This is a genomic window from Ureibacillus sp. FSL W7-1570 (assembly GCF_038593265.1).
Classification (GTDB): Bacteria; Bacillota; Bacilli; order Bacillales_A; family Planococcaceae; genus Ureibacillus; species Ureibacillus suwonensis.
In genome coordinates, this window is record NZ_CP151979.1 from 2793305 (window position 1) to 2805755 (window position 12451).

General features: G+C 40.6%; 13 protein-coding genes. 9 read left to right on the forward strand and 4 right to left on the reverse strand.

The genetic code is table 11. The annotated features are described in order from the left end of the window. Nucleotides 1-209: 209 nt before the first annotated feature. Nucleotides 210-755 carry an RNA polymerase sigma factor gene (locus NST13_RS13940; protein WP_342470454.1) on the forward strand — a complete coding sequence of 182 codons (546 nt, stop codon included), beginning with the start codon at nucleotides 210-212 and terminating at the stop codon, nucleotides 753-755. A gap of 163 nt (nucleotides 756-918) precedes the next feature. Here the strand turns inward: NST13_RS13940 and NST13_RS13945 are convergent, their stop codons facing one another. From NST13_RS13945 to NST13_RS13960, 4 genes are all read right to left on the reverse strand, one after another. Beyond that, nucleotides 919-1356 (reverse strand): MarR family transcriptional regulator, encoded by a 438-nt coding sequence (locus NST13_RS13945; protein ID WP_342470453.1) that lies wholly within the window; start codon nucleotides 1354-1356, stop codon nucleotides 919-921. Between the two features lie 48 nt (nucleotides 1357-1404). Continuing rightward, nucleotides 1405-1815 carry a transcriptional regulator SpxA gene (gene spxA / locus NST13_RS13950; protein WP_342470452.1) on the reverse strand — a complete coding sequence of 137 codons (411 nt, stop codon included), beginning with the start codon at nucleotides 1813-1815 and terminating at the stop codon, nucleotides 1405-1407. 316 nt (nucleotides 1816-2131) lie between these two features. Beyond that, nucleotides 2132-2317 (reverse strand): SE1832 family protein, encoded by a 186-nt coding sequence (locus NST13_RS13955; RefSeq protein ID WP_342470451.1) that lies wholly within the window; start codon nucleotides 2315-2317, stop codon nucleotides 2132-2134. A gap of 194 nt (nucleotides 2318-2511) precedes the next feature. After that, nucleotides 2512-3558 carry a CMP-N-acetylneuraminic acid synthetase gene (locus tag NST13_RS13960; protein ID WP_342470450.1) on the reverse strand — a complete coding sequence of 349 codons (1047 nt, stop codon included), beginning with the start codon at nucleotides 3556-3558 and terminating at the stop codon, nucleotides 2512-2514. Between the two features lie 355 nt (nucleotides 3559-3913). On the opposite strand from NST13_RS13960, the gene NST13_RS13965 reads away from it, so the two are divergent. From NST13_RS13965 to NST13_RS14000, 8 genes are all read left to right on the forward strand, one after another. Next, nucleotides 3914-4468, forward strand: coding sequence for an NADPH-dependent FMN reductase (locus NST13_RS13965; protein ID WP_342470449.1), 555 nt, complete (start codon nucleotides 3914-3916; stop codon nucleotides 4466-4468). Between the two features lie 245 nt (nucleotides 4469-4713). Next, nucleotides 4714-6057 (forward strand): spore germination protein, encoded by a 1344-nt coding sequence (locus tag NST13_RS13970; protein ID WP_342580849.1) that lies wholly within the window; start codon nucleotides 4714-4716, stop codon nucleotides 6055-6057. Continuing rightward, nucleotides 6054-7172, forward strand: coding sequence for a GerAB/ArcD/ProY family transporter (locus tag NST13_RS13975; RefSeq protein ID WP_342470447.1), 1119 nt, complete (start codon nucleotides 6054-6056; stop codon nucleotides 7170-7172). Before NST13_RS13970 ends, NST13_RS13975 begins: the two co-directional genes overlap by 4 nt. Next, nucleotides 7144-8274: a Ger(x)C family spore germination protein gene (locus NST13_RS13980; RefSeq protein ID WP_342470446.1), complete on the forward strand. Its 1131-nt coding sequence runs from the start codon at nucleotides 7144-7146 to the stop codon at nucleotides 8272-8274. Before NST13_RS13975 ends, NST13_RS13980 begins: the two co-directional genes overlap by 29 nt. A 131-nt stretch (nucleotides 8275-8405) precedes the next feature. After that, nucleotides 8406-8723, forward strand: a complete 318-nt coding sequence (locus tag NST13_RS13985) for a metal-sensitive transcriptional regulator (protein ID WP_342471186.1) — start codon at nucleotides 8406-8408, stop codon at nucleotides 8721-8723. A gap of 14 nt (nucleotides 8724-8737) precedes the next feature. Continuing rightward, complete coding sequence (gene copZ / locus NST13_RS13990; RefSeq protein WP_342470445.1) at nucleotides 8738-8944, forward strand: copper chaperone CopZ; 207 nt, start codon at nucleotides 8738-8740, stop codon at nucleotides 8942-8944. Between the two features lie 177 nt (nucleotides 8945-9121). Continuing rightward, on the forward strand, nucleotides 9122-11551 hold the full coding sequence (locus NST13_RS13995) for a heavy metal translocating P-type ATPase (protein ID WP_342580850.1): 2430 nt from the start codon (nucleotides 9122-9124) through the stop codon (nucleotides 11549-11551). Nucleotides 11552-11772: 221 nt separating this feature from the next. Beyond that, nucleotides 11773-12405 (forward strand): DUF1541 domain-containing protein, encoded by a 633-nt coding sequence (locus NST13_RS14000; RefSeq protein WP_342470443.1) that lies wholly within the window; start codon nucleotides 11773-11775, stop codon nucleotides 12403-12405. Nucleotides 12406-12451: the final 46 nt, after the last annotated feature.

Genomic DNA, 12451 nt, shown 5'->3' on the forward strand with positions numbered 1-12451 from the left:
GCTCCTTTAATTTACTAAAAAATAGTATACCACATAATCAAAAAGTCCAACGAGATGTCAGAAATTTTTGAGAAAGGTAATAAACATTATGTGACTATAACAGGAATCTTACATGAATGTAATGTAATTGAAAGCTATTCATATAGAGTGTAATACAAAATTTTGGGAAAATATATGTAGAAAGTTTCTTAATACGGAGGAATTTAACGATGAGTAAAATTTGTGAAGTTTACGAAGAGTTTAATCGTTATATATATCATCTTTGTTTGAAATTGACACGCAATCCGTTGGAAGCAGAGGATTTAATGCAAGAAGTATGGGTAAAAGTTGTCCGCAATGAAAAGCAAGTGGAACAAGTTGATCATATAAAAGCATGGCTTACTACCATTACTATGAACACATTTCGGGACCGCTACCGGAAAAATGTGCGCCGGAGCAAATATGTGATGAGCCAACCTGAAACATTGGACGTTCCAATACTGGATTTGGTTCCGAATAATGAAGTTTCAACAGAAGAACAAATTGAAAAAGAAGTAGTGACAACAATCGTGCAGGAGAAAATGAAGCAGCTGGACAGTATTTATCAAAAAACCCTTTGGTACTTTTATGTGGAACAATATTCTTTGGCGGAAATTTCGATGTTGATGAAGGTGTCGATCGGGACTGTGAAATCCCGTTTATTCCGGGCAAAGCAAAGATTGAAAGAAATTTTATTGTCTGATCGCAATTTGGCTGATGTGGTCGTGCCGGTATAAGGATCGCCGACATTCTTTCAGAAAATGCTTATCATGGGATTTGCAAAACTTGTGGTTTATTGCCGCAAGTTTTTTTTTATGAAAATATAAATGCAAGCCGCTTTTTTTGGCAACTTGCATTTTACCTGATTTGTTGAAGAACGAACATATTCAAACCCCTTCCTTATTTTTGAGGAGAATGTTCCAAACATTTTTCGAAAATCTGCTGCAATGTTTGAATTTCCTCATTGGATAGCATGCCAAACATGGAATGGATTAAAGCCATCACTTGTGATTTGGATTCTTCCAACACTTTTTTTCCTTCTGGTGTAATGGCGATCTGTGTAACACGACGGTCTTTTGAGCTTTGGGTTTTTTCGATATATCCGCCATTCAATAGTTTGGATGTTAGTACGGTTACTCCGCCAGTTGTGATTTTTAAGCGTTCAGCAATGACAGAGGGGCGTTTTGGACCTTCCTTTGCAAGCAAGTCCAAAAGGAGGATATGGGTTTTTGAAAATCCCAAGTCATTAATTTGATTCCATTCATTTGACCATTTGCGCTCCAGCGAAGCAACGACTTCAAAGAGAGCGGAAATGTTATCATATCTTTGGTTATTCATTATTTTCAGCTCCACTTTCAATTTTCATCAAGCAACGCAGGGAAAACATCAGCTTACGATTTCCTCGGCATGTTTGATCAATTCATTTAATTCATAAGCGCGAACTTTACGTGGGATAAAGCGACGGATGTCCATTTCATTATAACCGACTTGGATACGTTTTTCGTCAACGATGATAGGGCTGCGAAGCATACGAGGGTGTTCTCTGATCAATTCATAAAGCTCTTGGATGGATAGCTGGTCGATGTCGACGTTCAAATTTTTGAAATCGTTTGAGTTGGTCGCAATAATTTCATCTGTTCCGTCTTCAGTCAAACGTAAGATGTTTTTGAACTCAGAGAGTGTCATTGGTTGAGATGTAATGCGTTTTTCCACAAACGGAATGTTGTGTTCTTTGAGCCATTTGATCGCTTTTCGGGAAGAAGAACAACTTGATTGAGTGTAGATGGTAACTGTCATAATTTACCGCCTCCAGAATGGTTTTTAAATTTACTAGGAAAATACAGCATTAAATATCTTACTGGTAAGATAATTGGAAGTCAAATAATTTGAAAGTGGATGAAAGAATAATGCAATAACCGATTTTCTATTAATAATTACGTTTTTATTGGGCGGAAGTTTCATTTTTTTAAAGAAATTTTGATAAAATTTTTTATTTGAATAAAGTTTTTTTGGCAGGCAATTCTCTTTTTGCGATATGGGGAAAAATGATTTTTTATCTATCTGATCAGGGCTCAAAATTTTATGTTTATTGGAAAAAAAACCGCCCGCGAAATCAAAGTTCCGCGAGCAGCTTATTAAGTTCGGCCAATTTCTTTTCCATTCGGGCAAGGCGTTCTTCGGCTTCCATGACAGAGTTGATATGGCCGGTATTTTCAAGCTTCTCGATATCGCCTTGTAAATTGATATAATCCATTTTTATTTCAGCGATTTGCTGTTCGATTTCCCGTTTTGTAAGCATAGATAACTCCCATCTTTCTTGTTCGTTGCGCAATAACGATATTTTAGCACAAAAATGGGCGATTTTCATTTATAAAAGGACTCGAAGGCAAATTGCTGTTTTATCATTGAATACGATTTTTTATTGAAATAAAAAAAGCCGATCCGAAACCCGAATCGGCTAGAGAAAAAGGAAAACTGGTTTGTAAAGAGGAATCATAATGAAACGATATTATGACGTTCGTATGCGAAATCCAGCAATAAGGATTTCAGGACTTCATTATTCTCTTGGATTTCCAGTTGGATTTGTTTTCGGACGGCTCTCTCCCGTCTTGCTTCATGGAGCAATAATTCCATTACGGCATTTTGAATGTTGGATTGCTTCATTTTCCGGCCAAGCCCCAGGTGGATAAAGCCGTTATTTTCGCGTGGGAAGACATTGTTCAGTTCCCGCTCATTTTGCGCGCAGACGATGCATGGGATACCAACGGCTGCCACTTTGTACGGCGTATAGTTGGCGTTGCAAATGACGATATCCGCTTCCGGCAACAATTTATCCAACGGTTTATCTTCTTTCAATATTTTCGTATTTCGGCTGCTTAATGCCATCAATTGCAGGTCGCCAATGGAATGCTGGTATTCCCGATCGATTGCTATTGTCACTTTTAACGGGATTTGCAGGTGGGTTAAGTGGCGCAGTGTGCGGTACGTCAAGTTGTTGGGGTCTCCATCTTCATATGCGACAACGATGTGTGGTGGATTGGATAATTCATTGGATACTCTGGATTCGGCAATGGATTTCAGTGTATCGGAAACAGCGAAGGCAAAACTGCCCGGTAGGATATTTTGAACAGATGTTTCTCGCGTTTCTTCCAAGATGGACAGTACATTGCAATCTGCAAGTTCCGCTCCTTCGCCAAAATCATCGAAATGCACAAGCGTTTTGCAGAAAGGTCGTATCGTTTCCACATATTCAATGTACGTATCTTTGCCTTCTTGTACAATCAGATCCGGTTGCAATTCTTTCAGGTGTTTTGTGAGTTCATCGATATGGGCGTATATTATGGGAGATAGTTGTGCGTCTGTGAACAGTTCCAACACTTCATCTTTCGGGTTTTTCAGAAATATCGAAACGTCCTCTTCATTTTTTAATAGCTTTGCAAGGATGCTGACTCTTTCAAATGGGTAATAGCCTTTCATCGCATTATATTCAGCAATAAAAGCGATTTTCTTCTTCTGTTTTTTACTCAATTCATTCTGCATACAATCCCATCCTTTCCCAATCATTATTTAAAATATGGCGGAGTATTTGAAAGTATGTGTAAAAAAATAAAAGAAGAAAAAGATTTTCAGCATGATAGATTTGAAATATTGAATATTTTATGCCGGAAATAGGAAGAAAATGAGGATGTGCCGGGATTGCTTGCTGCGGGTGGGGGAAGTATAAAGAAATAAACATTTCGCTCTTTATGTCAAAAAGTTTCATCCCGCAACGGATCAGGAAATTTTCAGCCTAAAGACTGAACTTTTTCTTTTTTCATTCCGTTTCCTGTCGAATGATTTATGCATTTGTTACAATAAACAAATGGAAGAACACAATAGATGGAGGATTCACAACATGAAAATTCTGCTCGTAGACGGTACAGTTTTTGGTACAAAGACGGGTGCGCTGTTGAGACAGGTGGAACAATATATAAAAGAATTGGATTCCGGTTTGGAATTGGAAATCTTGTATTTTTCAAAATTGAAACATCAAATCCTTGATGGGAGTCCGCTCAATGATGATATGAAAATGATGATCAAAAAATTTGAAGAAGCGGATGGATATATATTTGCAACACCGATTTACCAAGCTTCCATACCTGGGGTGCTAAAAAATGCGCTGGATATGCTGCCTCCGAAAGCATTGCGCTACAAACCGGCAGCGATTGTGGCAAACGGTGGCACGTTCCAACATCATTTGGTGGTGGAAAACCAATTCCGTCCAATTTTGGATTATTTCCGTTGTTTAGTGACTCCAAATTATGTTTATACCCATACATCCCATTTCGGTGAAAACGATCAAATCATCGATCAGGATATCCATGAACGTTTGCGTGAATTGGCCCGCGTCTTTGTGCAATACTGCAAAATGAGCCAAACGTTGACAAAGGAACCGATCGACAAACATTAATCATATTCATTCATCCAACATCAGCGGGAAATAACTTCAGCCATTAAAGTCTTTAAATCTTTGCGAATGAGAGATTTAAAGGCTTTTTTATTTTTCCCCGAAAGCGCAGAGCCAATTTTTGGTTCCACCACCTTGATCAGAGAATAAACACATGATCAAGAAGAAATGTAATAGTATGATGACCAATTGGACATTCTAAAAAATAGAGCAGTTATTTCATCAAACAGATTGGAGAAAAAGAACCAATGGTTTCAACAGAATCCCTTTCATGGATTGTCAGCCAATTTAAAGATACAAAAGAACTGACACAAAAAGAGTTGGAATTCGAAAATAAAAAAATGACGGTATTATACATTAAATCTCTGATCGATCAGGAATTGTTCCAGCAATACATTGTGAATCCATTTTTTGAAATGAAAACGGAAGAACAGTTCCGCGTTTATTTGACGGCATTGCCCCAATTTCAGGAAGTCCAATCAAAAGAAGAAGGACTTTTATATGTCATGGAAGGAAATATACTCGTTGCGCTTCAAGAAAATTTGTATGCCATCGATTTCAAGTTGGCCAAAAACAGCGATGTCAACTCCACCTCTGTGGAAACAACCATCCATGGTTCGGAATTGGCATTAAGTGATAATTTGATGACAAACGTTAACATCATCCGCTCGTTTTATCATCAACCCTCGTTAATCATTGAATATTATTTGAAAGGGGAAGTGAACAAGCCGAAAGTGGCGCTGATTTACGATCAGGAAAAAGTAAAAAAGAAGGCATTGGAAATCATTAAAGAAAAACTTCAGCAAATTGACAAGCAAATCATTACAGAAACTCCCCAATTCAATAATTTTTTAAACGATAAACGTTTCTCTTTATTCCCCCAAATGATTTTAACGGAACGTCCTGACCGGGTTGTTTATAATCTTGCGGGCGGAAAAGTCGTATTGTTGGTGGATGGCAGCCCTCAATCCATGATTGCGCCTGCGGTATTTTTTGATTTTATGACAACCATGGAGGACAACTACCATACCCTCTTTATTTCTTATTATTTAAAGATGCTGCGTTATTTCGGCATCTTTGTATGTATTTTGCTGCCCGGCATTTATATTGGGGCCGCTTCCTTTTCTCCTGAGGTTATCCGGACGGAATTGATGTTGACCATCGCCGGAAGCCGGATGGGGGTTCCGTTCACTTCCTTTGTGGAAGTGTTGTTCATGCTTTTCTTTATGGAGCTTTTGCTTGAAGCGAGTATCCGTCTTCCGAAAGCCATCAGTGCGACGGCCGCAACCGTTGGAGGTTTGATTTTGGGAACAGCTGTGACGGAAGCTGCCCTTGCTTCGAACATCATGGTCATTATCGTATCGGCCGTAGCGATATCCACTTTTGTCATTCCTGTCAATGAAATGGCCTTTGCCATCCGCATAGTGCGGTTGTTTTTGATTGTCATTGCCAGCATTTTTGGCTTGGCCGGTCTGACATTGGGATTATTATGTTTGATTATGTATCTTGTCAATCAGTCAAGCTTTGGGGAACCGTTTTTAAGAGTGTATAACTACGGAAAAGGGGATAAGAAGTCGGAGGGACAGGCTTGAGTCGATACTACTATTACCTGATTTTGATCAATATGATTGCCAATATTATTTCCGCTGTTCCTACTATTCTCTTGCATTATCGGCAAGAAGGGGCGGTTTCAGCTTTACTTGTTGGTATGGTGTTAGGAACAATCATCGTGTATGTTTATACGAAATTTTTCAATGCCTTCCCTGGGATGACTCTTCCGGAACTGTTGGTGAAAACGACATCCAAATGGTTTTACTACCCAATGTTATTTTTTATGGCAATCATGTGGTATATTGCGGGGGTAAGCACCCTGATCACTTACACCTTTCTGCTGATACGGTATCTGACCCCCGATATTCCCATCATGCTGGTTGGATTGACATTAATTATTTCCATCATTTTCGGGTGTTTTATGAAAACCGATCGGGTGTTGTATACAATCGAAATCATTTTTTTGATTAATTTTCCAATCATTGTTTTTATCATTATCAAAGCTTACACAAACGAAAGCTTGAATTGGGACTTTATCATGGAAGCCATGCTGCACGTTGTGGAGATGCCGAATCTCAATGTCATCGCTGCCTGCATCTTTTTATCGCTCGGCGTCGTGAACCTTGTCATTTTTAACCGTTTCTTTACGAATAAACAAAATTTCGGTTTGAAACAGATTATCGTGATCGCTTTTATCGCCGGTACGACGATTTTTACCACTTACTTTATCCCGATTGGTTTCCACGGTTATACGGCGATCGAAGAACTGGTTTATCCATGGGTTGCAACCAGCGACTCGATGAGAATGAGATATTTCTTGATAGAACGTTTAGTCTATGTGTTTTTGCTTCTTTATTTAGTAATGGCCTTTTTAAGCATCTTGATCCACTGGCATGTAGCTGTCGAACTGTTCAAGTTTATTTTTAAATTTGAAAGAATGAAATATAAAGGAATCCATTATGGTTATCTGATCATTGTCCTCTTTTTTACCGTTGCTTCACTATTCTTGATTGTGACTTTGACGGAGTATCAATTGTTCCAGTATTCGAAAATCTTTTTCAATCTGACCGCTGTCATTTTTTTTGCCATGTTTTTTGTACTTTTCTATGTTTCTAGGAGGATGAAGGGTGCGGATAATAAAGATAGTGAAAACTAAAGTTTTCATCCTGGCCACAATTCCATTACTGATCCTGCTTTCAGGTTGCGGTGAGTTTAAAGATATCGATAAGATGGTTTTTGTTTCGATGATCGGGGTGGACCGATCGGAGGATCCGGAAAAGCCTTATAAAATCATTCTAAAGCTTTATGTGCCGACAAGTTCTTTCAGGCAAAATCCCACTCCTGAATATTCATATCTTATAAAAGAAGGAGCGACGTTGGCCGAAACGATTTCACTGCTGGAAGCTTATATTGATAAAGAATTGGATTTTGGCCACTCGAGGTTGATTGTTGTCGGTGAGAAAATGCTGCAAGATCAAAAAAATGAGGTAATTTTGGACTTTTTGATCCGAAGACCGGATATTCAAATGATCTCTTACTTTACAGTGGGTAGACCGAATGCGGAAGAAATTGTCAAGTTTACCCCCGCCGGAGAAACGGCATTGCAACCAACCCTATTCAATTATTTTGATAATAATGGAGCGGAAAGTTCGTATATCGTAACAACCTTTCTGTTCGATTTCAGGAGAAGGATCAAGGAAGAAGGAATTAATCCCATTTTGCCGATTGTTGAAATGAACGAACCCAAAACCCATTTTATTGTGAATAAATCCATTGTATTGGCGGAAGACAAGCCTCCTTATGAACTGGATCCCGAAAAAACGTTGCTTGTCAAATTGCTATCAAATGAAGCAAAAAATGTCATTTTTGATGTGGATAGGGGAGGCGAGAATTTTGTTGCCAGATTAGATACCGTTAAAACCAAATATAATGTGGATGCCGGAAAAGATGGTAAAGTTTCGATAAAGGTTGAAATCAAATTGGCTGGGATGATTACGGAATCGAAAAAAAATTTGAGCAACAAAGAATTGCCAAGATATAACAAACTGTTGACCGAGGAAATGAAGGAGAAAGTGACAGCGTTCATTCAAGAACTGCAGACGGAAGGATATGATCCGATCGGTTTCGGTTTACAATTAAATTCCCATACTCTGCCGAAAAATCGGATGAGTGAAAATGAATGGCTGTCTGCGTTTAAAAATGCGGATGTGGAAGTGAGTGTGAAGGCGGGCTTGAAAAGTACGGGAAGTATTGAATAGGATGGGAAGGACTGATTGCAAAAAAATCAAATGGAAGGATTTCCCGCATTTGATTTTTTTGCATTATTCATGCTGGACGTTTTACATACCATACATGGGTATTGTATAATGAGTTGAAGGATTGGAGGTTGATGAAACTGGAAAAAATAAATGGAGAGCATTGTTCTCATCGAAGAAGCCACCATCCGGAACATGTGAAAAAGGATTTGATTACCCGTTTAAACCGGATTGAGGGACAAATTCGCGGCGTCAAAGGAATGATTGAACGGGACGAATATTGCGATGATGTCATCACACAAATTGCTGCCACCCAATCGGCTTTGAACAGTGTCGCCAAAATTTTATTGGAAGGGCACATTAAAGGTTGTGTCGTCAGCAGACTGAGGGATGGCGATGAAGAAATTCTTGATGAATTGATCGTAACGATTCAAAAATTAATGCGTAAATAAGAGGAGGATATCTAATGGAAACGGTAACATTGAATGTGAAAGGCATGTCTTGCAATCATTGTGTAAAAGCGGTGGAAGGAAGCGTTGGCTCTTTGGATGGCGTACAAGAGGTGAAAGTGAATTTGGAAGCCGGAGAAGTAAAAGTGACTTTTGATCAATCCAAAGTGAATTTGGATCAAATCAAGGAAACCATCGATGACCAAGGTTATGATGTGGAATAATTTCAGGGATTTATTGAACCATATCGGCTCATTTGATGGCAATAATTATTGATGATTTGAACATATCCCTTGTTTTCCCGACCATAATAACAGTGCCTTTTTTAATACATGATCCGGGCACTTTTCTTTTTAAATTCTATATACCCTATAATGGTATAAATGTGGGGGATCTTCGCGATGAATCATGAACAAAATCCAAACTTGAAAGAAACGACCCTTCAGATAACAGGCATGACTTGTGCGGCCTGCGCCAACCGGATTGAAAAAGGGTTAAAGAAGATGCCTGGTGTGGAAAGTGCCAATGTGAATTTGGCATTGGAAAAATCAACTATTCAATATGATCCAGGCAAGGTCAGCGTGAAAGATTTGGAAAAGAAAATTGAAGATTTGGGCTATGGTGTGGTGAAAGAGAAAAAGGAACTGGTCATAACAGGCATGACTTGTGCGGCCTGTGCCAACCGGATTGAAAAAGGACTCAACAAAATGCCGGGTGTCACAAACGCGGCCGTCAACCTGGCTTTGGAGAATGCGACGGTGGAATTCAACCCTTCCGAAGTGAGCGTGTCCGATATAATTCAACGGATTGAAAAATTGGGATATGGGGCCCATTTGAAAGAAAATGGGCGGGAAGCGACCGATTACCGGGAGCAGGAAATCAAAAAGCAATTCGTCAAATTTGTGGTGGCCGCCGTTCTTTCGTTGCCCTTGTTATGGACGATGGTCGGGCATTTTCCTTTCACATCCTTTATCTATATGCCTGATTTTTTAATGAACCCTTGGGTGCAAATGGCGTTTGCCACACCGGTGCAATTTATCATTGGATGGCAGTTTTACACAAGCGCCTTCAAAGCATTGAAAAACGGCAGTGCCAATATGGATGTACTTGTGGTCCTTGGTACGTCCGCCGCATACTTTTATAGTTTCTATCAAACAATAAAAGTGTTTGGAACGACTGTGCATCCGGATCTTTATTTTGAAACGGGCGCGGTGTTGATTACATTAATTCTGTTGGGGAAATTGTTTGAAGCGAAAGCAAAAGGGCGCTCTTCCGAAGCCATCAAGAAGCTGATGGGCTTGCGGGCAAAACAGGCGCGGGTGTTGAGAGACGGCATCGAGAAAGAAATTCCGTTGGATGAAGTCGTTGTGGGCGACATTCTTCTTGTGAAGCCGGGCGAGAAAATCCCGGTGGACGGAGAAGTGATCGAAGGAAATACCGCTGTCGATGAATCGATGCTGACGGGCGAAAGTATCCCGGTGGATAAAACCGCAGGATCATCCGTTTTCGGTTCAACCATCAATAAAAACGGATTTATCAAAATGAAAGCGACGAAGGTCGGAAAGGACACAGCCCTTGCGCAAATTATCAAAGTCGTGGAAGACGCCCAAGGTTCGAAAGCTCCCATTCAACGGCTTGCCGACAAAATTTCCGGCATCTTTGTGCCGATTGTCGTTGGCATCGCCATCATCACGTTTATGGTTTGGATTTTCTTCATAGCACCGGGAGAAGTGGCGGCAGCCCTTGAATCGATGATTTCCGTTTTAGTGATTGCCTGTCCATGTGCTCTGGGTCTTGCAACGCCGACATCCATTATGGCGGGTACCGGCAGAGCGGCGGAATACGGCATTTTATTCAAAGGCGGCGAATATCTTGAACAAACCCACCATGTTGACACGGTCGTAGTCGATAAAACCGGAACCGTCACAAAGGGCGAGCCGGCATTGACGGACGTGGTTGCGGCGGAAGGCAAAGATGAACAAGCATTCCTCGCCTTGATTGGTTCTGTAGAAAAACAGTCGGAACACCCATTGGCCCAAGCGATTGTGAAAGGGATTGAAGAGAAAGGGATCTCTTTCAGCGAAGTTCAAGACTTTTCAGCGATTCCCGGGCTTGGTGTGCAAGGAATTGTGGATGGAAAAAAAGTGCTTGTCGGGAATAGAAGATTTATGCAAACGAATCACGTAGATATTTCGGCTGTTTTACCTTACGTGGAACAGCTTGAGGAAAACGGGAAAACCGCCATGTTGGCAAGCATTGACGGCGAGTATGCCGGTATGGTGGCGGTCAGCGATACGGTGAAGGAGACGTCGAAACGGGCCATTCAGCGATTAAAAAATATGGGCATTGAAGTGATTATGCTGACGGGAGATAATGAACGGACAGCGAAAGCGATAGGCGGGGAAGTCGGCGTCAATCAAGTCATTGCGGAAGTGCTTCCTGAGCAGAAGGCGGAAGAAATCAAGAAGTTGCAGGGGGCAGGCAAGAAAGTGGCAATGGTGGGAGATGGAATCAACGATGCGCCTGCATTGGCCGTTTCAGATATCGGAATGGCCATTGGCACCGGTACGGATGTGGCCATTGAAGCGGCGGATGTTACGTTAATCCGCGGCGATTTAAACAGCATTGCCGACGCGATTTTGATGAGCCGTAAAACGATGCGGAACATCAAACAAAACCTGTTCTGGGCATTTGCATATAACACGATTGGCATTCCCATTGCGGCAGCAGGTTTTCTTGCCCCTTGGGTGGCCGGCGCGGCAATGGCCTTCAGCTCCGTTTCCGTTGTATTGAATGCATTGCGATTACAACGGGTAAAACTGAACGGCTAATTTCATGAAATCACGATCAGGTTTGGTCGTGATTTTTTGTTTGCTTGAAAAAGATACAATTACTTGCGTTTATGAAGATAACTTGAAAGTTAAAATCATACTTGAAGCTTCCGCTGAATGACCTGAATTCCAATGCATAAATCCCTATGAAATGCAGATGCTGTAAATATAACAAATGAGGAGATTACCATAAATATTCAACATCAACAGGAGGAATTCCAATGAGAAAGCAGCTTCTTGTATTTACAGCATTTTTAAGCCTCTTTTCATTAACCGCTTGCGGGGATACGGAAAATGTATCGGTAAAAAATGAAAAAAAACCAACAGAATTATTAAATAGCGAAGATGTGGATGTGACAAACAATCAAGCGGACGGAGATAAAGTTCTCGGAGAAAACATGGACGGCAAAGGGCATGCGGATGTTACCCATTCTACGTGGGGCAAAATACCGGAAGGATTAAAAGAAGCAAAAAACCCAAAATTTAAAGTGGGGGACAAAGTCATTATCAATGCAGCCCATAATGATGATATGCAAGGCTCGGAAGGAACTGTTGTGGGCGCTTATGAGACTACGGTCTATTCGATTTCCTATGAATCAACCGTTGGAGAGCCGGAAGAAAACAAGAAATGGTTCGTACAGGAAGAAATCGATTCCCTTGGCGAAAGTAAATTGGATGTCGGATCCAAAGTCATTATCGAAACCGACCGTGAAGAAGGGATGCAAGGGGCGGAAGGTGTCATTGACACTGTTGAAAAAACGGTTGTGTATATGGTAGATTACGTTAATAAAGAAGGGGAAAAGGTGGAAAATTATCAGTGGCTCAAAGAAAGCGAGCTGTCCCCTGCAAAATAAAATGGCGCTATTCAAAATCTGAATTGAATAAAGCTTCTATCCGAAA